This window comes from Sphingomonas flavalba, assembly GCF_004796535.1.
Lineage (GTDB): Bacteria > Pseudomonadota > Alphaproteobacteria > Sphingomonadales > Sphingomonadaceae > Sphingomonas_L > Sphingomonas_L flavalba.
Window position 1 is genome coordinate 1 of sequence record NZ_SPHY01000001.1, and the last position, 22926, is coordinate 22926.

The following is a 22926-nucleotide window of genomic DNA, read 5'->3' on the forward strand; positions in this document are numbered from 1 at the left end:
TTCGGCCGTCTCAAGGACTGGCGCCGCGTCGCCACGCGCTACGACCGGTGCCCGCAGGCCTTCTTCTCCGCCATCGCACTCGCAGCAACCGTCATCTTCTGGCTCTGATCAATGGGTCCTGACCCTAAGCGCCGCCAGCAACAGCGTCGCTACCGACAGCGCCGCCATCTCCGCCCCCGACGGCGGCTGAAGGCTGGCCACCCGCGCCAGCGCGAACAGCGGCTGGTGCCACAGATAGGCGGAATAGCTGATCAGCCCGATGAACACGATCGGCCGCAGCGACAGCAGTCGCCAGGTCAGTGTGCCGGGGCGGCTGAACAGGATGACGCCGATCGTCCCTAGCACCGGCACGGCGGAGTAAAGGGACGGGCTCGGCGTATGCTCGTCGAACACGCACATCGAACCGACGAGCAGCACCAGACTCACGAACGACAGCCATGGATCGAACGCCCGCGGCTTGCGCTCGATGTAGGAGCCAAGGCAGCCGACCATCAGCTCCCACGCGCGCGAGCTGAGCAGATAGAAGCTCGCCGCCGGATGGTGGCGCCAGCCATATTCCGATGCGACGAAGCTCGCCACGCCGATCAGCGCGATCGCCAGCACCTGCCGGCGCTTGTCCAGCCGGATCAGCAGCACCAGCAGCAGTGGGAACAGGACGTAGAACTGTTCCTCGACGCCAAGGCTCCAGGTGTGGAGCAACGGCTTGAACGCGCTTTCCAGCTCCCAGTAGCCGGACGTCATCGCCAGCAGGATGTTGTTCGAAAACAGCAGCGTCGCGACAATGCTCTGTCCATAATTCTGCCGGAAATCGGGCAGCATCAGGTACAGCGCGAACGGCGTGCAGCACAGGATGATGATCAGCAGCGCCGGCAGGATGCGCCGCGCGCGCCGTTCGTAGAAACCGAGCAGCGTGTAGCGCCCCGCCTCCATGTCCCGGCGCAGGATGGTGGTGATCAGATAGCCGGAAATGACGAAGAACATGTCGACGCCCAGGAAGCCGCCGCCAACGGCGCCGACGCCCGCATGAGCCAGGATGACCGATATGACGGCGATCGCGCGCAGCCCGTCGATGTCGGCCCGGTACTTCATCGCCTCCGCAGACATCGCACCCCCTGAACAACGCAAGGCAGACGCATGATACGTCTGCCTCCCGGCTTCGATAGCATTGCTGCCGTTCGCGAACGCTTAATCGTGCGCCGGGCACGGCCGAATACTCACCGCCGTCCGTTTCAGTCGGGCATGACGGTCCTGATGTCGAGCAGGAAAATCAGCCCCGCCGGTTCAGTTTGGGCCAGCCCGGCGGCGCGTGTCTGCCGCCGCCCCCTTTGACGCCCGCGTCGCTTGTGCAACGGTGCCGGGCGGAGGGCCCATGCGCTACACCGATTGCCACAACGTCGCCGATTTCCGCCATCTCGCCCGCCGCCGCCTGCCCGGCCCGGTGTTCCACTACATCGACGGCGCCGCCGACGACGAGTTGACCAAGGCGCGCAACACCGCCGCCTTCGACGCGTGCGATCTGGTGCCGAACGTCCTTGCCGGCATCGAGCAGGTCGACATGCGCACGACGATCATGGGCCGCGCCGTCGGCATGCCGCTGTTCCTGTCGCCTACGGCGCTGCAGCGGCTGTTCCACTGGCAGGGCGAACGCGCCGTAGCCCGCGCCGCGCAGGCGTTCGACACTTGGTTCGGCATCTCCAGCCTGGCGACGGTCAGCATCGAGGAGATCGGCCGGACGATAACCAGCCCCAAGCTGTTCCAGCTCTACGTCCACAAGGACCAGGGGCTGAACCGCTCGATGATCGCGCGCTGCAAGGCGGCCGGGTTCGACGCGCTGGCGCTGACCGTCGACACCGCGATCGGCGGCAACCGCGAACGCTGCCTGCGCACCGGCTTCACGTCGCCGCCACGGCTGACCCCGCGCTCGGCGATCAGCTTCGCCACCCATCCGCGCTGGACGCTCAACTATCTATTCCGCGAACGCTTCGCACTGCCCAACCTCAACACCCATGTCGCGGAAGGCAGCAACATCGCCCTGTCGGTCGCCGACTATTTCAACACCATGCTCGACCCGTCGCTGGACTGGAAAACGGCGGAGGCGATCCGCGCCGAATGGGGCGGCCCGTTCTGCCTGAAAGGCGTGATGTCGGTGGAGGACGCACGCCGCGCCGTCGCCATCGGCGCCAGCGCGATCATGGTCTCCAACCATGGCGGCCGCCAGCTCGACGGCAGCCGTGCCCCGTTCGACCAGCTTGCCGAGATCGTCGACGCGGTCGGCGACAGGATCGAGGTGATCTGCGACGGCGGCATCACCCGGGGCAGCCATGTGCTGAAGGCCCTGTCGGTCGGCGCCACCGGCTGCTCCGGCGGGCGGCTCTATCTCTACGCCCTCGCCGCCGCCGGCCAGCAGGGCGTGGAACGCATCATCGGCCGCTTGCGCGACGAGATCGAACGCGACATGAAATTGATGGGGGCGCCCAACCTCGCCGCCCTCACCCGCGCGAACCTGCGCTGGCGCTGACCAGGACGCCACCGAACGCTGTCAGGGGCACCAGTCCTTCGACTTCGCTCGGGATGGACGGATCGGAAGGAGGACACACCCCCGCGCGCCACCGCGACACCCCACCGTGCCACCTCCTGATCCCATCTCAAAACGCCCAACCTGCCCCCCACCGTCCATCGAGCGAAGTCGAGGGTCGCACCACAGCCGGGAACGACAAACCCCCTCACCCGGAAACCGCGCCATCCCCGTCGTCGCGCCGCCCGCCCCAGTCGATCCGCCGGGTCGCGTACATCACCACGCCCAGCGCCACGAACAGCATCAGCGCACCGATCAGCAGCGCATAGGCTTCCAGGCTGAGCAGCACATACAGCACTGCATAGAGCGCGATCAGCAGCCCGCCGATATACCACGCCCGGCGCCAGCTTTTCAGCACCGCCGCCGAATAAGCGCCGATCTGGACGATGATCGCGGCGCTGGCGATCAGATAGGCGGCGGTGAAGCCGACGATCTCGGCCAGCGCCAGCAGCAGCACGAAGAACAGCACCAACCCGACGCCGACCAGCAGATATTCCGCCCCGGCCACCCGCACCCCGGCAATCACGTCGAACATCAGGAAAGCGAGGAAAGTGAAGCCGATGAACAGGAAACCGTATTTTACCGCCCGGTTGACCTGCGAATAGAGGTCGACCGGCTGGATCAGCGTCACCCGCGCCTCCCGATCGCCCGCCTCGGCGCCCAGATAGCCGCGCCGCGCTACGCCGTTGCCGGTATCCGCGTCGGCAGCGCCGGTGGTGACCAGCGCCCGGCCAAGCGCCAGATTGCCCACCCGCCACGTCGCGGTGAAGCCGTCCGCGCTTACTTGCCGCGTCGCCGGCAGGAAGCCGCCCTGGAAGCTCGGGTGCGGCCAGGGCGAGGCCACCGTCCAACGCGTGTCGCCGGCCTGCGGGCTGAGGGTCAGCCAGCCATTGCCGCGAAACGCGTAGCTGAACGTCGCGCCCAGCGTGCCGCCGCGCAGCGCCGACGCATCCAGCCGGGCGAAGAAGCCGGACCCACCGGTGTCGCCCGGCCCCTTGCCGGGTTGCAGCACCAGCGGGCGCCCGTCGGCGGCAACCTGCGGCGGCGGGCCGAACAGGCCGCGCGCATCGGCCAGTCCGAAACGAATCTCGGCCCGGTCGAAGGCGATGCTGTCGAGCGCGACGCCCAGCCGGGCAAGGTCGGCGGGCAGCGCGAACCGCGCCTGCCCCTGCACCGCCGCTTCATAAACCACCGCTTCGTAGATCGATCGGGTGCGGCGCTCCGGCTTGATGCGGGCGTCGATCATGGCCACCTCGGGCGCGACGGTCAGCGCGCGCCACACTGATGTCGATTTGGTCACCTGCCGCCCGCCTTCGCTGACCGTCTCGGTCGCCTGGTCGAGATAGGGGATGACCAGCAGCGGCCCGGCAATGGTCTGGGGCCCGCCCCAGCCCTCGGCAATCGACGCGCGCGCCGTTTCCGACTGGGACTGCCGGTCGTAGACCATCAGGTAGACGGAAAAGAGCGGGACGGCGAGCGCCAGCCCGATTAGGATGACGACGATCAGCTTACCGCCCGGTGTCCGCTCGCCCTTCGCCGCCATCGCCGCCATCGCCGCCCGTCTCCCGTTGCAAGCGGGAGATCGGACAGCAAAACCGCCCGACGATCAAGCCACGCTTTGTCGCACGTTGTCGCGGCCGCTTAGTAGACCCGCTTTTTCGGCACGATATACTCGATCTCGTCGGTCAGCGTGTAGCTGTGCACCGGCCGGTAATCGATCGACACCTTGTGGTCCGGCGTCAGGCTGACCACGGTGTGTTTCATCCAGTGGGCGTCGTCGCGCTCCGGATAATCCTCGTGCATGTGGGCGCCGCGGCTTTCGGTGCGGTTGGCGGCGGAATGCATCGTCACCACCGCCTGGCCGATCAGATTGTCCAGTTCCAGCGTCTCGATCAGGTCGGTGTTCCAGATCAGGCTGCGATCGGTGACGTGGATATCGTCCATCCGCTTCGCGACCACGTCGATATGGGTTTTACCTTCTTCCATCAGCTCGGTGGTGCGGAACACCGCCGCGTGCTTCTGCATCGTGTGCTGCATGTCAAGCCGGACCTCGGCGGTCGGCGATCCGCCATCGGCGTAGCGGAACTTGTCGAGCCGGGCGAGCGCCGCCTCCTCCGACCCGGCCGGCAGCGGCTTCGACGGACTGCCGGGCTTGACGATCTCGGCGATGCGGTGGCCGGTCGCGCGGCCGAACACCACAAGGTCGATCAGCGAATTGGAACCAAGCCGGTTGGCGCCGTGGACCGAAACGCAGGCCGCCTCGCCGACCGCGAACAGGCCGGGGACGACGGCGTCCGGGTTGCCGTCGCGCAACTGGACGACCTCGCCGTGATAATTGGTCGGGATGCCGCCCATATTGTAGTGGACGGTCGGCACCACCGGCAGCGGCCCGCGCGTCAGGTCGACGCCGGCGAAGATCTTGCCGGTCTCGGTAATGCCGGGCAGCCGCTCGTGCAGCACCTTCGGGTCTATATGATCGAGGTGCAGGTAGATATGGTCCTTGTTCTTGCCGACGCCGCGTCCCTCGCGGATTTCCATCGCCATCGAACGCGACACCACGTCCCGGCTGGCGAGGTCCTTCGCCGACGGGGCATAGCGCTCCATGAAGCGCTCGCCTTCCGAGTTGGTCAGGTAACCGCCCTCGCCGCGCGCGCCTTCGGTGATCAGCACGCCGGCGCCGTAGATGCCGGTCGGGTGGAACTGGACGAACTCCATGTCCTGCAGCGCAAGCCCCGCGCGCAGCGCCATGCCTCCGCCGTCGCCGGTGCAGGTATGCGCCGACGTCGCGGAAAAATAGGCACGGCCGTAGCCGCCGGTCGCCAGCACCACCGCGTGCGAGCGGAAGCGGTGGATGGTGCCGTCCTCCATGCACAGCGCGATGACGCCGCGGCAGGCGCCGTCCTCCATGATCAGGTCGAGCGCGAAATATTCGATGAAGAAGTCGGAATCGTAGCGCAGGCTCTGCTGGTACAGCGTGTGCAGCATCGCGTGGCCGGTGCGGTCGGCGGCGGCGCAGGTGCGCTGCGCGGCGGGGCCGGCGCCCATGTTCTGCATCATCCCGCCGAACGGGCGCTGGTAGATGCGACCGTCCTCGGTGCGGCTGAACGGCATGCCGGCATGTTCCAGCTCGTAGACCGCCGCCGGCGCCTCGCGGACCATATATTCGATCGCGTCCTGGTCGCCCAGCCAGTCGGACCCCTTGACGGTGTCGTACATGTGCCAGGTCCAGTGGTCCGGGCTCATATTGCCCAGGCTGGCGGCGATGCCGCCCTGCGCCGCGACGGTGTGGCTGCGCGTCGGGAACACCTTGGTGATGCAGGCGGTCTTCAGGCCCTTCTCGGCGATGCCCATCGTCGCGCGTAGACCGGATCCGCCGGCCCCGACCACCACGGCATCATAGACGTGATCGATGATCTTGTAGGCGTCGGCCATTATGCGTGTGTCCCGGTAAAGGCGATCTTGAGGACCGAGAAGGCAGCAACCGCACCCAGCCCGATCACATAGGCGTTGAGCAGGATGAGGGCGCCGATCTTCAGCCCCTCGTCATGGACGTAGTCCTCTATCGTCACCTGCAGCCCCAGGCGGATGTGATAGAAGACGGACGCGATCAGCAGCAGCATCGGCACCGCCGCCACTGGCTGGGTCAACCACAACACGATCGTCGCATGGTCGAAATTGGGCAGCCTCAACAGCGACACGACGAACCAGATCATCAGCGCGACGTTGAAGGTCGCGGTCATCCGCTGGTGCCAGAAATGGCCGACGCCCGCCTTCGCGGAGCCGAGGCCGCGCACCCGGCCGAGTTCGGTCCCGCCGCCCATTACAGCATCCCCCTGAACACGTAGAGCCAGACCGCCGCCGTCGCCGCGACGGAGATGAACAGCGTCGCGATCGACCAGGCCCGGTTGGCCTTCAGCTCGTAACCGACGCCGGTGTCGAGGATCAGGTGGCGGATGCCGCTGCACAGATGCTGGAACAGCGACCAGGTCAGGCCGACGCCGACCACCGTCGCGGCAATGCCGACCCACGGCGTCGCCAGGCAACCCAGCAGGCGCTGGTACGCCTCCGGCCCGCCGGCGACGGCTGCCAGCCAGCAGGTCAGCAGCAGCGCGCCGCCAACCGCCAGTGCGATCCCGGTCGCGCGGTGCAGGATGGAGACCAGCATATGCGGCCCCCACTTCCAGATGGTCAGATGCGGCGACAGCGGTCGCGCGGGGTTTCGGTGTGCCATGGCATTCCCGTGAATGGTCGGAACGGGTGCGTCTTAGCGCAAGCACGGCGCCACGCAACCATTGGCGACAATTCAGCGGATGATTAACCCCTGCTTTACCGGCCGGGCGTAACGCTGGCGGCGCCGGGGCGCCCCGGCCAGGCGGAGTGAACGGGATGGCGGCAACCAACGAGATGAGCGCCGAAATGGCGGCGGCCCTGAAGGCGATTCGCATCCCTCTCGCCAGCCGGCTGGCCGATTTCGACCGCGACGGCCAGTTCGCCGACATCTGCCGCGAAGCCGGGGCCCTCCTCCAGGGCGAGGAACCGCGGCTGGCCCAGGATTTCTGCGAATTCTTCAACAGTTCGCCGCATGTGACGGACAAGATCAGCGGGGCCCTGCTCGAACGGGCGCTGGCGACCGCGGCCGACTATACGCGGATGCGCTATGCCGATCCGATGGCGCAGGACTGGGCCGACATGGCGCGCGACTACGCCCGCTGGACGCTGCGGGTCGGCATCCCGCAGGCGACGCTGCTCGCGGCCCTTGCCCATGTCCACAGCCATGCGCTCACCAGCATCCGCCAAAAGGTCGGCGACGACGACGCCCGTTTCATGCGACTCGCCGACGCGGTGCTGCGCCTGTCGTTGCTCGAGGCGGAAATCATGTCCGCCTATGTCGCCGAATACGAAGCGACCCGTGTCCGCTTCGAACGCGGCCAGCATGCCGATCTGTTCAAGGACCGGATCGCATCCGAAGTGTCGACCACCTTCGGCCTTGGCGAGGCATTGCGCGCCCAGGCCAAGGACGCATCCGAATCCGCGCGCGGCATGCTCGGCAAGGCATCTGAAGTCGCCGCCGCCGCCGAACAATCGGCCATCGCGATGCGCGAGGCGGCACACACCGCCGCCGGCCTGATCCGCGCCATCGAGGAAGCCCGCGGCGAAGTCGAGGTCGCCGCCGGAGTCGCGACCCGCGCCGCCGAACAGGCGACGACCGCCGTCGACATGTCGGAACAGTTGAGCGGCCACGCCCAGTCGATCGAATCGATCCTCGGCCTGATCCGCGACATCGCCGGCCAGACCAACCTGCTCGCCCTCAACGCGACAATCGAGGCGGCCCGCGCCGGCGACGCCGGCCGCGGTTTCGCCGTCGTCGCGCAGGAAGTGAAGAGCCTCGCCAACCAGACGGCGCGCGCCACCGACGACATCGCCGCGCGCATCGCCACCATCCAGTCGGCGACGCGCACCACCGTCGACGCCAACGGATCGATCCGCGACACGGTCAGCGACGTGCAGCGCTCCGCCGACCGCATCCGCACCGCCATGGAAACCCAGGCGCATACCGTGACGATGATCACCGCCGCCGTCGACGAAACCGCGCTCGCCGCCGACTCGATGTCGACGACGATCGCCTCGATCCGCGCCGACACCGAAAATGTCGCGTCGGAGATCGACCAGCTCGAAACCGGCTTCCGCAAGGTCGACACCCAACTGTGCGACCTGAAGCGCGCCGCCGACGACTACGTCCGCATGGTCGCCTAGCCCAGCGCCCAGCCCCTCCCCGTCATTGCGAGCGCAGCGAAGCAATCCATAGCCCCCGGCATTGCCCACCGCCCGCGCCCGCTTCGGCGCCGTGCCCGCCACCGCTTCCACCGGGGCGGAACAGCCTATAAGGCGGCGGCATGACCGCTATCCTCCTCACCGGCGCCACGCGCGGCATCGGCGCTGCCTGCGCCGACGCCTTCGCCGGCCAGCGCCTGTTCGGCACCGGCAGCGCCGACGGCGACCTGGCCGATCCAGCCACCCCCGCCCGGCTCTGGCAGACGGCGCTCGACGCGCTCGGCGGCCGGGTCGACGTGCTGGTCAACAATGCCGGGATCTTCGAAGCGACGCCGCTCGACAGCGCCGACGACGCCTGGCTCGCCGGCTGGGAGCGCACGCTGCAGGTCAACCTGACCGCCGCCGCCCAGCTCTGCCGCCTCGCCGTCCGCCATTTCCAGGCGCAGGGCGGCGGGCGCATCGTCAACGTCGCCAGCCGCGCCGCCTATCGCGGCGACAGCCCGGCCCACTGGCATTACGCGGCGGCCAAGGCCGGCATGGTGGCGATGACCAAGACGATCGCGCGCGGCTACGCCCGCGACGGCGTCTACGCCTTCGCCGTCTGCCCCGGCTTCACGATGACCGGCATGGCCGACGACTATCTCGCCAGCCGCGGCGGCGCGGCGCTGCTCGCCGACATCCCGCTCGGCAAGGTCGCCGATCCGGCGGAGGTCGCCTCGGCCGTCCGCTATCTGGCGCTCGAAGCGCCGCCGTCGATGACCGGCGCGGTCCTCGACGTCAACGGCGCCTCCTATGTCCGATAGCTGGAAGCTGACCCTGCCCTGCACCCGCGCGGAGGCGGAGATACTGGCGGAGGACATCGCGCCGCTCGCCGGGCTCGATCCGCCGCCGGTGCTGATGACCAGCGAGCCGGACCCGGACGCCCCCGACGCCTGGCGGCTCGACGCCTATTTCGAAGGGAAGCCGGACGCGGCGACGGTCGAGCTGCTCCACGGCCTGGTGCCGAGCGCGGCGGCGGTGAAGCCGGCCCTCGCCCGCCTGCCCGACGCCGACTGGGTGACGCTCAGCCAGCAGGGGCTGGAACCGGTCCGCGCCGGCCGCTTCTTCGTCCACACCGCCCAGCATGCCGAAGCGCCGCCGCCCGGCGCGGTCGCCTTCCGTATCGACGCCGGGCTGGCCTTCGGCACCGGCCAGCATGAAACGACCACCGGCTGCCTGCAAACGCTGGACCGGCTCAAGCGGCGCGGCGCCCGTTTCCGCAACCTGCTCGATCTCGGCACCGGCACCGGCCTGCTCGCCTTCGCGGCGATGCGGCTCTGGCCGCTCGCCTATGCGACGGCATCGGATATCGACCCGATCGCGATCCGCGTCTCGGCGGAAAACGCCGCGATCAATCGTATCCCGCTCGGCGCCGACCACGGCCGGCTGGCGCTGGCGGTCGCCGATGGGCTGGACGATCCGTTGCTCGCGGCCAACGCCCCCTACGACCTGATTATCGCCAACATCCTCGCCCAGCCGCTGATCGCCATGGCCGGGCCGGTCGCCGGCGCGCTCGCCCCAGGCGGCACGCTGATCCTCGCCGGCCTGCTCGACAGCCAGGCCGCCGCCGTCGCCGCCGCCTATCGCCGCCACGGCCTCCGCCTCGCCGGCCGCATCGACAATCGCGGCTGGCCCACCCTCCGTATGGTCAAGCGCCGCCGCTAGAACACAGCACGACAAAACGGGAATCGGCTTTCCGCCACGCTTGGCGATGAGCTGACATCCGCCTAAGCCGCCGGCCGGCTCAGCCCCGCCGCTTCCCCGCCGCATACGCCTGTGTGCCGCGGGTCAGCACCCGGTCGCCGTCGACGATTGCGTCGACCGCCAGGTCCGGCAACCCGTCCAGCGCGGCATAGAGCGGTGCGAAATCGGTCTCCACCGTCACCCGCAGCAGCTCCTCGAAGCTGGGGATGACGAAATAGCTCTGCTGATAATCGTCGATCCGGTAATCGGTGCGCATCACCCGCTTCAGGTCGAAACCGATGCGGTTGGGGCTGGGGTCGTCGAGCGCGAAGATGCTCTCCCCCTTCGACGAGACGATGCCGGATCCGTAGATGCGCAGGCCGCCGGCCTCCTCGACCAGCCCGAACTCGACGGTGTACCAGTACAGCCGCGCCAGCCTGGTCAGCGATCCATATTCCAGCGCCCGCAGCCCGCCCAGGCCATAAGCGACCATATAGTCGGCGAACACCGGGTCGGCGAGCATCGGCACATGGCCGAACACGTCGTGGAACACGTCCGGTTCCTGCAGATAGTCGAGCTGGTCGCGGCGGCGGATGAAATTGCCGGCGACAAAGCGCCGGTTGGCGAGGTGGTCGAAGAACACGGCATCCGGCACCAACCCCGGCACTGCGACGACCTGCCAGCCGGTCGCCTTCGTCAGCCGGTCGGACAATTCGCCGAAATCGGGGATTCCGGGCTTGGACAGTTTCAGCACGTCCAGCCCGCGCAGCCACGACTCGGATGCGCGGCCGGGCAGCAGCGCCGCCTGCCGCGCGAACAGCAGATCCCAGGTCGCGTGGTCTTCGGGCGTATAGGCGGCCCAGTCCTGCGGAATCGTCCAGTCAGGCTTCGCGCCGGCCGGCGGCCGGCCCAGCACATGCGTGTCAGCGCTCATGCCGGCAACATAGCACGCGGCAAGTCGTTGACGAACAGCGCATTTGCCGGACACGGCAACGCCGCCGGCCTCGCGGCCGACGGCGCCTCGCTCCACCCGGTGGATTTTATGCGAAGGTGACGGCGGCCCGGCTGCGCCGGCGGGCGACGCCGCCGATCAGGCCGAAACCGGCGATCATCATCGCCCAGGCGGCCGGCTCCGGCACGGCGGTGACCGCCAGCGAAATGCCGCCACGGTTATCGCCGACATTGTCGTCGTAGATGAAGAAGGTGACGTCGCCCGGCGCCGCCAGCGTGAACAGCGAACTGTAAGTCGTCGCACCGGCCGCGAAGGCGGCGGCGGCGCTGCTGTAGAACGCGTTGTCGGGCGTCGCGGTCGGGCCGTAATTGCCGGTGCCGCCTGCGTCGCCGAAATGGGTGATCGCGCCGTCGATCGCGTAGCTGGCGCTCAGTTCCCAGCCCTGCCGGCAATTCTCGCCGGCGCCGTCGCAGCCGACGTTGGAATTCCAGCGGCTGAACGCTGTGAACTGGGCCTGGGTGAAGGTCACCTGATAGGTGCCGGCGGCCAGGTTGATCGTCTCGCCGGCCGAGCCGTTCAGCGACGCATCGGCGATGCCGTCGAGGTTGACGATGGTGGCGGCGGGAGCGACCGTCGCCGACATGGCGAAGGCGGCGGTGGAAACGAGCAACAAACGACGCAACATGACAATTCCCCTATGAACACGGCACATGGTTTACAGTTCCGTAACCACGCCCATGTGCCCCATACTACGGCGTTTTCCGAATCCCCAACGAAAAATGCCGACCCGTGCGCGCTTTCGGTCGAGACGCAGCCGCGCTTGCCGCCGGCCGGCCCGCCATTCTATCGTCCCGCATGGCTCTCCCGCGTCCGCCGCACCGCCTCGTCCGCGCCGCGATCCGGCTGCTGCTCGCGCTGCTGCTGCTCCCTGTTTCCTACATCGCCGCCGCGCTGGTCGGCGGCCTCGTCCCCGCCAACCTTGCATGGCGGGAAACTGATATTGGGGTGACAATCTACATCGAAACCAACGGCGTCCACACCGGCCTGCTGCTTCCCGCCACCGCCGCCGGCGTCGACTGGCGCGGCTTCATCCGCGCCGATCACCTCGCCGACCCGCGCTATGCCGGGCGCTATCTGTGGATCGGCTGGGGCGACCGCCGCTTCTTCCTCGAAACCCCGGGCTGGGCGGACGTGAAGCCCGGCACGCTGCTCAGCGCGGCGTTCGGTTCGGGCGGGACGCTGATGCACGTCGACCACGTTGCCACGCCCCGCCCCGGTGACGCCGTCCGCCCGCTCCGCCTGACCCCAGCGCAGTATCGCCGCCTGGCCAGCCTGATCCGCGCCAGCTTCGCCACCGGCCCGGACGGCGGCGCGATACCGCTCCCCGGCTACGGCCCGGCGGACGTGTTCTACGAAGCGCGGGGTCGCTACAGCCTCTTCAACACCTGCAACAACTGGACCGGATCGGTTCTGCGCCGGACAGGGATCCGCGTCGGCCGCTGGACCCCGCTCAGCTTCACGGTGATGTGGTGGTTCGACCGCCCGGCTACTGCGCGCCGCTGACCTTCGGTGCTGCGACGAACGGCTTGATGCCGAATTTCGGATAAGCCTCGCTCGGGTAATAGAAGACGCCGTCCTTCACCACCATGCCGATCGTCTTGATCGCTTTGATGTCCCTGGTCGGATCACCGGGGATCAGGAAGAAATCGGCCAGCTTGCCCTTCTCGATCGAGCCGAGCCGCTGATCCTGCCCGGTGTAGCGGGCCATATCGAAGGTCGCACGCTTCAATATCTCCGGCGCGGTCATGCCGAACTGCTGATAGAGTTCCAGCTCGCGGTGATAGGTGAACGACCCGCCGGTATCGGTGCCCGGCACAATAAACACGCCGCGATCGTGCAGCATCCGCAACGTCGCAACGATCTTGTCGTAGGCGCCACGATAGGCCGCGTCGTCGCCCGGCGCGGAGGTGTCGGTCATCGCCTTCTTGGCACTGCGCTGGTAGCCGATCGGCATATGGTCGATATAGTCGACCGCCCCCGGCGGCACCTGCCCGTCGCGGTTCTTGGTCAGCATTTCGTGAATGCCGAGCGTCGGGTCGATCGCCACCTTGCGGTCGGTCATCAGCTTCATCGTGTGCTGGACACGCGGGCTGTCGAGGTCGAGCCCCGGCAGCCGCTTCAACGCAGTCAGGCGGAACAACGTGCGGGTGTCCTCGTCCGGCTTGATCACCCATTGCAGCATGAACTGGTTGATATGAGTGACTTCGTCGAACCCCGCCTCGATATCGGCATCCTCCGTCGAAAATGCCGGCACATGCCCAGCCACCCGCATTCCCAGCCAGTGCGCTTCCTTGACGAGCGCCGGAATCCACGCCGGGTTCATGCTGTTGTAGCTCTTGATCTGCCAAAAGCCGCGCGCACCGTACCAGCGCACCGCGTCAATCGTCTCCTGCTCGCTGTTGACGACGATGCCGTTATTGGCGCTGTACTGGCTCTTGCCCTCGACGAAGCCGCTGCGGATGATCCGCGGCCCGCCGATGATTCCGGCGTCGATCCGCTCCTTTAGTTCGGCGAGCACGGCGTTGTCGTTGCCCATATCCCGTACCGTCGTGATGCCGGCGAGCAGGTTGAGCAACGCATCGTCCTGCCCCAGATGCCCGTGCATCTCGTACATGCCGGCAACCAGCGTGCCCCCGGCACCGTCGATCGTCACCTCGCCCGGGGTACCCGGTTCGCCCATCGGTTCGACCGCAGCAATTTCGCGCCCGCTGACGACCACCTGCACTGGCCCGGTCAGCGCCGATGTCGCCGGGTCGAACAGCCGCACGTTGATGATGCGCACCGGCGCGGCGTAGTGATGGGCGACTTCCTTCTGGATCGCGACATAGCGGTCGGTCGACCATTTCGCCGCCAGGCCGCGCAGCCGTTCCTCCTCGCCCTCGTAACCGGCGCGGATGATGATGAAGTCGGGGGTCAGGTAGGCGACGAACGCGCCGCTGTCGTCGAGCAGGAACGTGTCCGGCGTCAGATCGATGCCGCTCAAGGTATAGGCGGTGGTCGCGAGCGCGCCGGACGTCCCGCTGATCGCCACCGCCTCCCCCTTTTCAAGCCGCAGGCTGCCGCCGGGCAGTGCCGGCATCTGGTGGTCCGCATCCTTCAGCAGCGCGCGAGCGTAAAGCCCGACCGACCACGGGCTGCCGCCCTGGGCGACATACAGGCTCGGCTCGCCGACCGTCGTGCTGCCCTTGCCGGTGGAATCCACCCAGCTTGCTCTGTCGCCCTTGCGGCTGAAGTTTTCGCTGACCTTGCTGCCGAAGGTGGTGGTGCCGCTGATCGTCCAGGCGGTCGGCAGGCCTTGCGCGTCAACGCTGACGGTTTCCGCCATCGTCGGCCCACGCCCGTTGTTCTTGTAGTCGAAGACGATCGCCGTCTTCGCGCCTTCGATATCGGCGGTCAGATGCCCGACGGCCTTGCCGCCGAAGATGACGGTATAGCGCTCGGTGGCGGCATCGGCGGCAGTCGCGGCGAACAGCGAGGCGGACAGGCAAAGGCCTGTGATGAGGCTGATTTTCATGCGGTTGATAGAGCATGCCGATGCGGGAAAGAAAACCCCGAACCAGCAATGCCAGCCCGGCGTCACGCGCCAGCGACGATCTCCGCCCAGCCAGCCTCGTCGATCACCCGAATCCCCAGTTCCCTGGCCTTTTTCAGCTTCGACCCGGCGCCTGGCCCGGCGACGACCAGGTCGGTCTTGACAGAGACCGACCCCGCTGTCTTGGCGCCCAGCGCCTGCGCCTGCGCCTTCGCCTCGTCACGCGACATCGTCTCCAGCGTGCCGGTGAACACCACGGTCTTTCCGCTGACTTCCGAAACGCGCGTGACATGGATGACGTCAGCCGGCGCCACCCCCATCGCGATCAGATCGGCAACCGCGGCGCGGTTATGGTCCTCGGCGAAGAAATCGAGCAGCGCGTTGGCGACTTCCGGACCGACATTTTCCGTATCGACAGCGGCGACAATCTCGCGCTGGCGGCGCAGTTCGAACTTGCGCTCCGGCTCGGCCGGGGTCGGAACGGTCGCGGCGCGCCGGGCCAGCGCCGCTTCGATCATCGCCATGAAGCCGTCGAAGCTGCGGTAGCGCCGGGCGAGGTCGCGCGCCGTCACCTCGCCGACATGACGGATGCCTAGCGCGAACAGGAAGCGGTCAAGCGGCTGCATCTTGCTCGCCTCGATGGCCGCCAGCAGCTTGTCTACAGAGGTTTCTGCCCAGCGCTCGCGCTCGATCAGCGCCGCGCGCTGCGCCTTCAACCGGTAGATGTCCGCCGGCGCCTTGACCATGCCGTCGGCGAAGAAGCTCTCGATATGCGTCAGGCCCAGCCCCTCGATATCCATCGCCCGGCGGCTGACGAAGTGACGCAGCCGCTCGACCCGTTGCGCCGGGCAGATCAGCCCGCCGGTGCAGCGCACGTCGACCTCGCCGTCCTCGCGCACCGCATCCGAATCGCATTCAGGGCAGGTATCGGGAAAAACGAAGGCTGGACGCTCTTCGTCCCGGGTCAGATTCTCCAGCACCTGTGGAATGACGTCGCCGGCGCGCTGGACCTTGACCGTGTCGCCCGGGCGAACGCCCAGTCGGGCTATCTCGTCGGCATTATGCAGCGTCGCGTTGGTAACGACGACGCCGCCGACCGTAACCGGCTGCAACCTCGCGACCGGGGTCAGCTTGCCGGTGCGGCCGACCTGAATGTCGATGGCGAGCAAGGTGGTGGACGCCTGCTCGGCCGGAAATTTGTGCGCCAGCGCCCAGCGCGGCGCCCGCGCGACGAAGCCGAGCCGCGCCTGCCAGTCGAGCCGGTCGACCTTGTAGACGACGCCGTCGATATCGAACGGCAACGATGCCCGCTGCGCCTCTATCCGGCGATACTGGGCCAACGCCGCGTCCGCGCCGTCGGCCAGCACAAGCAGGTCGGACAGCGGGAAACCCCAGGCGGCGATCGCCTGCATCATCGCCATCTGCGTGTCGGCGGGCATCGCGCTCATTTCGCCCCAGCCATGCGCCAGGAAGCGCAGCGGGCGGCTGCGGGTGACGGCGGCATCGATCTGGCGCAGCGAGCCGGCCGCGGCGTTGCGTGGATTGGCGAACAGCTTGCCCCCGGCATCCGCCTGCCGCTGATTGAGCGCGGCGAAGTCGGCTTTCGCCATGTAGACTTCACCACGAACCTCACAGACATCCGGTGCGCCAGCGGGCAATGCCGACGGAATATCGGCGATCATGCGGACGTTGCTGGTCACCACCTCACCGACAGTTCCGTCGCCACGGGTCAGCGCCTGCACCAGCACTCCGCCTTCATAGCGCAGCGAGCAACTCAACCCGTCGATCTTGGGCTCGGCGGTCAGCGCCACCGGTGCGTCTTCGCCCAGCTTCAGGAAACGACGAATCCGCCCGACGAACTCGATCACCTCGTCATCGGCAAAGGCGTTGTCGAGGCTGAGCATCGCCTGAGCGTGGGCGACCTTGGTCAAGTGCGAGGCCGGCGCCGCGCCAACCGCAAGGCTGGGCGAATCGGGCCGACGAAGATGAGGGAAGCGTGCCTCCAGCGCCGTGTTGCGGCGGACCAGCGCATCATAGTCTGCGTCGGAAATCTCCGGCGCATCTTCGCCATGATAGCGTTGGTTGTGATAGGAGATCGTCGCGGCCAACGCGGCCAATTCCGCTACTGCCGCGGCTTCGTCATCAGTTTGCGCCATGCGCCTAGCTAAAGGATCGCGGCCGTCGCGATCAAGCGGCCTCCAACAGCCGGTCCGCCTGCGCACGTGCCTCATCGGTCACCGTCGCGCCGGATAGCATTCGCGCGATTTCCTCCCGCCGCGCCGCGACATCTAGCTGCGTTACGCCGGTGCGCGTCACCGGCCCGTCGCTGCGCTTGGCGATCAGCATATGCGCGCGCGCGCGCGCAGCGACCTGCGGACTGTGCGTGACGACCAGCAGTTGCGTGTGCATGGCCAGCCGCGCAAGCCGTTCACCGATCGCGCTCGCCACCGCACCGCCGACGCCGCGATCGATCTCGTCGAAGATGATCGTGGCTGCACCGCCTTCCTCGGCCAGCGATACCTTCAGCGCCAGGATGAAGCGCGACAGTTCTCCGCCACTGGCGATTCGGTTGAGCGGGCCGAACGGCGCGCCGGGATTCGTCGCCACCTCGAACTCCACGCGATCGCGGCCGCCCGGCCCCCATTGCGCCTCAGGCAACGGCGCGATCATCGTCCGGAAACGCGCCGCATCCAGCTTGAGCGGCGCCAATTCCCGGGCCACCGCTGCATCGAGCCGCGCCGCCGCCTCGGTGCGCGCACCGCTCAGCGCAGCAGCAGCCGTCTCGTAGGCGGCGCGGGCCGTCTCCGCCGCCTCGGCCAGGTCAGCGAGTCTGGTTTCGCCATAGGCGATCGTCGCCAGCCGCGCGGCGAGCTCCTGCGCAAGGCTCGGCAGAGCGTCCGGATCGACGCGATGCTTGCGCGCCAGTGCGCGCAAGTCGAACAGGCGGGTTTCCAGCTGATCCAGGCGTTCGGGGCTGTAGGCGAAGGCGCTGTCCGCCTGCGCCAGTCGGTCCTCGGCCTCGGCCGCCTCGATCACCGCCCGGTCGAGCGCCGCCAGCGCCTCGGCCAGCAGCGCGTGCTCTGGCGCGATCCGGTCGAGCCGTCGCGCCGCCTGACGCAGTTGCGCGATCGCGCCTTCCGCCCCGGCCAGATGGGCGACGACCGTTGCCAGATCGTCAGCGAGCCGGGCGCCGCGCTGGATATCGGCGCGCGCCTCGGCCAATTTCGCCTCCTCGCCGATTTCGGGAGCGAAAGCAGCAAGCTCACCGGCCGCATGGTCAAGCCATTCTCTGTCGCGCGCGGCAGTGTCCGCGGCGGCACGCGCTTCGGCGAGCGCATCCTCCGCCGCGCGCCAGGCGGCATGGGCGGCCGCGACCGCCGCGCCATCGAGCCGCCCGAACGTGTCGAGCAGTGCCCGATGCCCGCGCGGGTTGAGCAGGCCACGATCATCGTGCTGACCGTGAATCTCGACCAGCATAGTGCCGATATCGCGCAGCAGTGCCGCCGCCACCGGCTGATCGTTGAGGAAACCGCGGCTACCGCCGTCGGCCTTGACGATGCGGCGGATCAGGAGCGGTTCGCCCGGCTCCACCTCTATGCCGTTTTCGGACAGTCGCGCCGCGATCGCCGCATCCGGCGCGAACGTCGCCCCGACCACCGCCTGTACCGCGCCCTGGCGGACCAGCCCGCTGTCCGCCCGCACGCCAAGTGCCAAACCCAAGGCGTCGAGCAGAATGGACTTGCCAGCGCCCGTTTCGCCGGTCAGCACGCCGAGGCCAGCACCGAACTCAAGGTCGAGCGCCTCGATCAGCACGACATCGCGAATGGACAGCGCGGTCAGCATCGGATCCGTGCTTTAGCCGATCCACATGGGGCAGGCAAAAGCGCCGGTCAGGCCGCTCAGGCGCCCGGCGCCTTCTGGCGCATCAGCTTGTAGGCGCGGTCGTACCACTCACTGCCCGGATAGTTGCTGCCGAGCACCGCCGCCGCCTTCTTCGCCTCCGTCGGGATGCCGAGCGCGAGATAGCTTTCGGTCAGCCGCATCAGCGCTTCCGGCGTATGGCTGGTCGATTGATAGTCGTCGATTACGGTTCGGAAGCGCAGCGTCGCCGCCAGCCACTGGGCGCGCCGCTGGTAGAAGCGACCGATCTCCATCTCCTTGCCCGCAAGATGGTCGTTGACCAGATCCAGCTTCAGCGCAGCGTCGGCGGCGTAGCGGGTATTAGGATAGCGGCGAATCACCTCGCTCAGCGCGTCACGCGCCTGTTGGGTGATCTTCTGGTCGCGGGTGACATCGCTGATCTGCTCGTAATAATCGACCGCGATCAGGTAATTCGCGTAGACCGCGTCGCGGTTACCCGGATGGATCGACAGGAAGCGACTCGCCGAGTTGATCGACTCGGGATAATTGCGCCCCAGATAGTAGCTGTACGCGCTCATCAACTGCGCACGCCTGGCCCAGATCGAATAGGGATGCTGGCGTTCCACCTCGTCGAACAAGGCGCCAGCCAGCTTGTACTGCCGCCGATCGAGCCGTGCCTTGGCCGCGTTGTAGAGCGTGTTGACGTCGCGGGCGACGTAAGACGTGTCGGTCTTTTTGTTGCCACGGCTGGCGCAGCCGGCAAGCGTGCCGGCAATGACGAGCGCGATGACGAGCGCGGCGGGGCGAAGGACGGGCATACGCATGGCCGGTTCTTTAGCCGAGCCTCCGTCCGCCGCCAAGCGCCCGTTGTCGGGGACATTGCGCGCGGGTTGAGCGTTGGACCGCTGACCCGGTAATGGAGTAGATGATGCCCGCCACCCGCCTCGCCATCCGTCGCGTCGAGAAACCGTGGGGCCGCCACCACCTGTGGCCCGGCTTTGCCGATACTCTGGCAGACTCGGCACCGATCGGCGAGATCTGGTTCGAGGCAGAGCACGCACGTGAGCCTGCCCTGCTGGTCAAATACCTGTTCACCAGCGAGAAACTGTCCGTCCAGGTCCACCCGGACGATGCCGCCGCCATCGCCGCCGGCCATCCACGCGGCAAGGACGAGGCGTGGGTCGTCCTTGCCGCCGAACCGGACGCAACGATCGCCCTCGGCGTCAAATCCCCTGTTACCCGCGAACAACTGCTGGCGGCGGCACGTGACGGCAGCATTGTCGACCTGCTTGCCTGGAAACCTGTCGCCGCCGGCGACGTCATCTACTCACCGGCCGGCACCATTCACGCAATCGGTGCCGGCATCACCCTGATCGAGATCCAGCAGAATATTGACCTGACCTATCGTCTTTACGACTATGGCCGCCCGCGCGAACTGCACCTCGCCGCGGGCGTCGCCGCCGCCTGTCTTACGCCGTTCGCGACACCGAAGCCGCCACGCGCCGTGGCGCCCGGCCGCATTATCCTGGCCGAAGGCGGAAAATTCGTGCTCGAGCGCTGGACTGCCGCGCAGCACATGACCCTGCCGGCCGGAAAAACCGGCTGGTTCGTGCCGATCACCGGCGCCGGCACGATCGACGGCAAGACCTGGCAAGGTGGCGAATGCTGGATGGCCGAAGGTGAAGTCACGGTCACCATGGCGGATGAGGCGGACATGTTGTTCGCCTACCCCGGCGCGACGATGCTCTATCCGCCACCTGCCCCGTAGTGGGCGCAGCGGTAAATTTACGCTCACGCCGCTACAACCCGATGCCATGCTGCGTGTCCTTACCCTTGCAAGCCTGTTTCCGGATGCCAGCCGGCCGACCTTCGGCCTGTTCGTCGAGCGCCAGACGCTGGGCCTCGCCGCACGGGCCGATGTTGCGGTCGAAGTGGTCGCGCCGCTCGGCCTGCCGCCGTGGCCGCTCAACCGCCACCCGCATTATCGCGGGCGCGCTACCCTGCCCGCGCGGGAAAGCCGCAACGGCCTAACCGTCCACCGCCCACGCTTTCCGCTCATCCCCGGCATCGGCGCGCGCTTCCATCCAGCGGCGATTGCACGCGTACTTTGCCCGCTGCTGACGCGGATCAGGCAGGACTTTCCGTTCGATGTGATCGACGCGCAATTCTTCTTTCCCGACGGCCCCGCCGCCGCTCGGCTGGCCCATCATTTCGGCGTGCCTTTCTCGATCAAGGCGCGTGGCGCCGACATCCACTATTGGGCCACGCGTGCCGACACCCGCCCGCAGATCCTTGCGGCGGCGCGCGCGGCGGACGGCCTGCTCGCCGTGTCGGCACGGATGAAAGCAGATGTCGCCGCGCTCGGCATAGCGGCTGACCGGGTTCGCGTGCACCATACCGGCGTCGACCTCGACCGCTTCGCCCCAGCCGACCGCACAGCGGCCAAGGCCGCGCTTGGCCTGTCTGGCCCGGTGATCGCGACGGTCGGCGCACTCATTCCGCGCAAGGGCCAGGACATCGTCATCGACGCGATGGTGGACATTGCCGACGCGAGTTTGCTGCTCGTCGGCGACGGCCCGGATCGCCGCCTGCTGGAGGCGCGGGCGGCGCGGTTCGGTAGCCGTATCCGCTTTCTCGGCAACCGCCCGCACACCGCCCTGCCCGCGCTGCTGGCGGCGGCGGATGTGATGGCCCTGCCGTCCGCCTCCGAGGGGCTGGCGAATGTCTGGATCGAAGCATTGGCCTGCGGCACCCCGATCGTCATTACCGATGTCGGCGGCGCGCGCGAGGTGCTGGACGACGACAGCGCCGGCCGGATCGTCGCCCGGACGCCCGGCGCGATCGCAGCGGCGATCACGGCGCTGCTCGCCGCACCTCCAGACAAGAATGCCGTGCGGCGGGTGGCAGAGCGCTTCACCTGGCAGAGGAACAGCGCCACGCTGTTCGATCACCTGTCAACGCTGGCGGGCCGCCACTGACGCTACCCCGTCGGCCCTCCTGCGAAAGCAGGGGCCCAGAGCACCGCTTCATAACCCTGAGGCCCCTGCTTTCGCAGGAGTGCAAGCTGGCTTGGCCGTAACAGGATCTTTTCGCCGGGCCGTTACAGCGGCATCAGCGCGGCGACGATCCAGCGGTCTTCGCCGCGCAGCACGCCCCAGGCGCGCGCGGCGGCACGGCTGTCCATCGCCTCGACCCCGATGCCGCGCGCTTCGATCGCGGCGACGAAGCGCGGCGACGGGCGCACCAGGTCAGGCCCGGTGCCGAGCAGGAGGAATTCCGGTTGCGGCGCGATATCCAGCAGCGGCGCCAGCGCCGCTTCCACGATGACCGGGTCCGTCCATGGACGCGCCCATTCTGGAGTCAGCAATGCCCCGGCCATGACGATGCCGTCGATCCTGAAGCCGCCGCCGGAAAAGCCGGAGATCACCGGCCCCGCCGGCGGCCGGTCCTGAGAGACGCGCAGCCCGGCCGAGTTGGTCGGCATCAGCCGCGCGGGCCGATCCGCTCGGCGCCCCCCGCGCCCGGCGCCGTCTTGGTCGGTGCCGGCGGCCGAGCGGTCAGGCCGAGCGAGATCAGCAGCGACGAAGAGACATAGACCGAGGAATAGGTGCCGACGACGACGCCGATCAGCATCGCGGCGGTGAAGCCGCGCAGCACATGGCCACCCCAGATCATCAGCGCGCCGAGCGCGAGGGCGATGGTGATCGAGGTCATCACCGTGCGCGGCAGCGTTTCGTTGACCGACAGGTCGATCAGCGACTTCATGTCCATCTGGCGGAACTTGCGCATATTTTCACGGATGCGGTCGTCGATCACCATCTTGTCGTTGATCGAGTAGCCGACGATGGTCAGCACCGCCGCGACGATGTTCAGGTCGAACTCCATCTGGGTGACGGCAAAGAACCCCAGGGTCATCAACACGTCGTGCATGATCGCGACGAAGGTCGATATGCCGAACTGCCATTCGTAGCGCAGCCAGGAGAAGATCGCGATGCCGATCATCGCCAGCAGCACCGCCAGGATGCCATTGCGGATCAACTCGCCGGAGACCTTGCCCGATACCGTCTCCGCCTTGTTGAAGACGACGCCGGGGTCTTCCTTGCCGAGCGCCGCCTGTACGGTACGGACGACGGCGTTGGTCGCGCCTTCGTCGCTGCTTTCGGGGAGCGGCAGGCGGATCGACACGGTGTTGGGGTCGCCGAACTGCTGAAGCTGGCCTTCGCCGACCTTCAGCCCGTCAATCGTCGCACGTACCTTGTCCAACTGCGGCGGCTGGCTGAACCGCGCCTCGATCAGCAGGCCGCCGACGAAGTCGACGCCCAGATTCAGCCCGCGCGTCGCCACCGCCGCCACCGCCAGGATGCTGAGGATGGCGGTGACCGCGAAGCACCAGAAGCGGATCTTGACGAAGCCGATATTGGTGTTGTCGGGGACAAGCTTCAGAAGGCGCAT

General features: G+C 67.8%; 20 protein-coding genes and 1 pseudogene. 8 read left to right on the forward strand and 13 right to left on the reverse strand.

Going from position 1 to position 22926, the window contains the following annotated elements:
- A pseudogene (locus E4A53_RS00005) lies at window positions 1–108 on the forward strand (IS5/IS1182 family transposase); the annotation flags it as partial.
- Here E4A53_RS00005 and E4A53_RS00010 read toward each other — a convergent pair.
- Window positions 109–1104, reverse strand: a complete 996-nt coding sequence (locus E4A53_RS00010) for an acyltransferase family protein (protein WP_136161070.1) — start codon at window positions 1102–1104, stop codon at window positions 109–111.
- A gap of 265 nt (window positions 1105–1369) precedes the next feature.
- Between E4A53_RS00010 and E4A53_RS00015 the strand changes: the two genes are divergently transcribed.
- Window positions 1370–2518, forward strand: a complete 1149-nt coding sequence (locus E4A53_RS00015; protein ID WP_136161071.1) for an alpha-hydroxy acid oxidase — start codon at window positions 1370–1372, stop codon at window positions 2516–2518.
- A 205-nt stretch (window positions 2519–2723) separates the two neighbouring features.
- Here the strand turns inward: E4A53_RS00015 and creD are convergent, their stop codons facing one another.
- The 4 genes from creD to sdhC form a co-directional block, all read right to left on the reverse strand.
- Window positions 2724–4127, reverse strand: a complete 1404-nt coding sequence (gene creD, locus E4A53_RS00020) for a cell envelope integrity protein CreD (RefSeq protein ID WP_239018055.1) — start codon at window positions 4125–4127, stop codon at window positions 2724–2726.
- 89 nt (window positions 4128–4216) lie between these two features.
- Entirely contained in the window at window positions 4217–6007 is a 1791-nt protein-coding gene (gene sdhA / locus E4A53_RS00025; protein ID WP_136161072.1) for a succinate dehydrogenase flavoprotein subunit, read from the reverse strand.
- Window positions 6007–6396, reverse strand: coding sequence for a succinate dehydrogenase, hydrophobic membrane anchor protein (gene sdhD, locus E4A53_RS00030; protein ID WP_136161073.1), 390 nt, complete (start codon window positions 6394–6396; stop codon window positions 6007–6009). The genes sdhA and sdhD overlap by 1 nt, the downstream gene beginning before the upstream one ends.
- Window positions 6396–6806 (reverse strand): succinate dehydrogenase, cytochrome b556 subunit, encoded by a 411-nt coding sequence (gene sdhC, locus E4A53_RS00035; RefSeq protein WP_136161074.1) that lies wholly within the window; start codon window positions 6804–6806, stop codon window positions 6396–6398. The genes sdhD and sdhC overlap by 1 nt, the downstream gene beginning before the upstream one ends.
- Window positions 6807–6961: 155 nt before the next feature.
- Between sdhC and E4A53_RS00040 the strand changes: the two genes are divergently transcribed.
- The 3 genes from E4A53_RS00040 (at window position 6962) to E4A53_RS00050 (ending at window position 10051) form a co-directional block, all read left to right on the forward strand.
- Window positions 6962–8329: a methyl-accepting chemotaxis protein gene (locus E4A53_RS00040; RefSeq protein WP_206366179.1), complete on the forward strand. Its 1368-nt coding sequence runs from the start codon at window positions 6962–6964 to the stop codon at window positions 8327–8329.
- Window positions 8330–8469: 140 nt separating this feature from the next.
- Window positions 8470–9150: an SDR family NAD(P)-dependent oxidoreductase gene (locus tag E4A53_RS00045; protein ID WP_136161075.1), complete on the forward strand. Its 681-nt coding sequence runs from the start codon at window positions 8470–8472 to the stop codon at window positions 9148–9150.
- A complete protein-coding gene (locus E4A53_RS00050) occupies window positions 9140–10051 on the forward strand; it encodes a 50S ribosomal protein L11 methyltransferase (protein ID WP_136161076.1) in 912 nt (303 codons plus the stop codon). Before E4A53_RS00045 ends, E4A53_RS00050 begins: the two co-directional genes overlap by 11 nt.
- A gap of 79 nt (window positions 10052–10130) precedes the next feature.
- Here E4A53_RS00050 and phhA read toward each other — a convergent pair whose 3' ends face one another.
- Window positions 10131–11003 (reverse strand): phenylalanine 4-monooxygenase, encoded by an 873-nt coding sequence (gene phhA / locus E4A53_RS00055; RefSeq protein ID WP_136161077.1) that lies wholly within the window; start codon window positions 11001–11003, stop codon window positions 10131–10133.
- 106 nt (window positions 11004–11109) lie between these two features.
- Window positions 11110–11706, reverse strand: a complete 597-nt coding sequence (locus E4A53_RS00060; protein ID WP_239018056.1) for a PEPxxWA-CTERM sorting domain-containing protein — start codon at window positions 11704–11706, stop codon at window positions 11110–11112.
- 170 nt (window positions 11707–11876) lie between these two features.
- Here E4A53_RS00060 and E4A53_RS00065 point away from each other — a divergent pair, with 170 nt between their 5' ends.
- Window positions 11877–12584: a TIGR02117 family protein gene (locus E4A53_RS00065; protein WP_136161078.1), complete on the forward strand. Its 708-nt coding sequence runs from the start codon at window positions 11877–11879 to the stop codon at window positions 12582–12584.
- Here E4A53_RS00065 and E4A53_RS00070 read toward each other — a convergent pair.
- The 4 genes from E4A53_RS00070 to E4A53_RS00085 all read right to left on the reverse strand — a co-directional run bounded on the left by E4A53_RS00070 (window position 12568) and on the right by E4A53_RS00085 (window position 19298).
- Window positions 12568–14595 carry an amidohydrolase family protein gene (locus E4A53_RS00070; protein WP_136161079.1) on the reverse strand — a complete coding sequence of 676 codons (2028 nt, stop codon included), beginning with the start codon at window positions 14593–14595 and terminating at the stop codon, window positions 12568–12570. The genes E4A53_RS00065 and E4A53_RS00070 overlap by 17 nt on opposite strands.
- A 62-nt stretch (window positions 14596–14657) precedes the next feature.
- Window positions 14658–16769, reverse strand: coding sequence for an NAD-dependent DNA ligase LigA (gene ligA / locus E4A53_RS00075; RefSeq protein ID WP_136161080.1), 2112 nt, complete (start codon window positions 16767–16769; stop codon window positions 14658–14660).
- Window positions 16770–16800: 31 nt separating this feature from the next.
- The gene (gene recN, locus E4A53_RS00080; RefSeq protein WP_136161081.1) at window positions 16801–18456 is read right to left on the reverse strand and encodes a DNA repair protein RecN; all 1656 of its coding nucleotides are present in this window, start codon (window positions 18454–18456) and stop codon (window positions 16801–16803) included.
- Window positions 18457–18512: 56 nt separating this feature from the next.
- Window positions 18513–19298 (reverse strand): outer membrane protein assembly factor BamD, encoded by a 786-nt coding sequence (locus E4A53_RS00085; protein ID WP_136161082.1) that lies wholly within the window; start codon window positions 19296–19298, stop codon window positions 18513–18515.
- Window positions 19299–19402: 104 nt separating this feature from the next.
- On the opposite strand from E4A53_RS00085, the gene E4A53_RS00090 reads away from it, so the two are divergent.
- Together E4A53_RS00090 and E4A53_RS00095 are read left to right on the forward strand one after the other, a co-directional pair.
- The gene (locus E4A53_RS00090) at window positions 19403–20242 is read left to right on the forward strand and encodes a class I mannose-6-phosphate isomerase (RefSeq protein ID WP_136161083.1); all 840 of its coding nucleotides are present in this window, start codon (window positions 19403–19405) and stop codon (window positions 20240–20242) included.
- A 46-nt stretch (window positions 20243–20288) separates the two neighbouring features.
- On the forward strand, window positions 20289–21452 hold the full coding sequence (locus E4A53_RS00095) for a glycosyltransferase (protein WP_136161084.1): 1164 nt from the start codon (window positions 20289–20291) through the stop codon (window positions 21450–21452).
- Window positions 21453–21574: 122 nt separating this feature from the next.
- Here the strand turns inward: E4A53_RS00095 and E4A53_RS00100 are convergent, their stop codons facing one another.
- Both E4A53_RS00100 and secF read right to left on the reverse strand, forming a co-directional pair.
- Window positions 21575–21958 carry an Mth938-like domain-containing protein gene (locus E4A53_RS00100; protein WP_136161085.1) on the reverse strand — a complete coding sequence of 128 codons (384 nt, stop codon included), beginning with the start codon at window positions 21956–21958 and terminating at the stop codon, window positions 21575–21577.
- A complete protein-coding gene (gene secF, locus E4A53_RS00105) occupies window positions 21958–22926 on the reverse strand; it encodes a protein translocase subunit SecF (RefSeq protein WP_136161086.1) in 969 nt (322 codons plus the stop codon). Before secF ends, E4A53_RS00100 begins: the two co-directional genes overlap by 1 nt.

Coding starts and splice junctions, on each gene's coding strand:
- E4A53_RS00010 (WP_136161070.1), bottom strand. CDS start 1,104: ATGTCTGCGGAGGCGATGAAGTACCGGGCCGACATCGACGGGCTGCGC.
- E4A53_RS00015 (WP_136161071.1), top strand. CDS start 1,370: ATGCGCTACACCGATTGCCACAACGTCGCCGATTTCCGCCATCTCGCC.
- creD (WP_239018055.1), bottom strand. CDS start 4,127: ATGGCGGCGATGGCGGCGAAGGGCGAGCGGACACCGGGCGGTAAGCTG.
- sdhA (WP_136161072.1), bottom strand. CDS start 6,007: ATGGCCGACGCCTACAAGATCATCGATCACGTCTATGATGCCGTGGTG.
- sdhD (WP_136161073.1), bottom strand. CDS start 6,396: ATGGGCGGCGGGACCGAACTCGGCCGGGTGCGCGGCCTCGGCTCCGCG.
- sdhC (WP_136161074.1), bottom strand. CDS start 6,806: ATGGCACACCGAAACCCCGCGCGACCGCTGTCGCCGCATCTGACCATC.
- E4A53_RS00040 (WP_206366179.1), top strand. CDS start 6,962: ATGGCGGCAACCAACGAGATGAGCGCCGAAATGGCGGCGGCCCTGAAG.
- E4A53_RS00045 (WP_136161075.1), top strand. CDS start 8,470: ATGACCGCTATCCTCCTCACCGGCGCCACGCGCGGCATCGGCGCTGCC.
- E4A53_RS00050 (WP_136161076.1), top strand. CDS start 9,140: ATGTCCGATAGCTGGAAGCTGACCCTGCCCTGCACCCGCGCGGAGGCG.
- phhA (WP_136161077.1), bottom strand. CDS start 11,003: ATGAGCGCTGACACGCATGTGCTGGGCCGGCCGCCGGCCGGCGCGAAG.
- E4A53_RS00060 (WP_239018056.1), bottom strand. CDS start 11,706: ATGTTGCGTCGTTTGTTGCTCGTTTCCACCGCCGCCTTCGCCATGTCG.
- E4A53_RS00065 (WP_136161078.1), top strand. CDS start 11,877: ATGGCTCTCCCGCGTCCGCCGCACCGCCTCGTCCGCGCCGCGATCCGG.
- E4A53_RS00070 (WP_136161079.1), bottom strand. CDS start 14,595: ATGAAAATCAGCCTCATCACAGGCCTTTGCCTGTCCGCCTCGCTGTTC.
- ligA (WP_136161080.1), bottom strand. CDS start 16,769: ATGGCGCAAACTGATGACGAAGCCGCGGCAGTAGCGGAATTGGCCGCG.
- recN (WP_136161081.1), bottom strand. CDS start 18,456: ATGCTGACCGCGCTGTCCATTCGCGATGTCGTGCTGATCGAGGCGCTC.
- E4A53_RS00085 (WP_136161082.1), bottom strand. CDS start 19,298: ATGCGTATGCCCGTCCTTCGCCCCGCCGCGCTCGTCATCGCGCTCGTC.
- E4A53_RS00090 (WP_136161083.1), top strand. CDS start 19,403: ATGCCCGCCACCCGCCTCGCCATCCGTCGCGTCGAGAAACCGTGGGGC.
- E4A53_RS00095 (WP_136161084.1), top strand. CDS start 20,289: ATGCTGCGTGTCCTTACCCTTGCAAGCCTGTTTCCGGATGCCAGCCGG.
- E4A53_RS00100 (WP_136161085.1), bottom strand. CDS start 21,958: ATGCCGACCAACTCGGCCGGGCTGCGCGTCTCTCAGGACCGGCCGCCG.
- secF (WP_136161086.1), bottom strand. CDS start 22,926: ATGCGCCTTCTGAAGCTTGTCCCCGACAACACCAATATCGGCTTCGTC.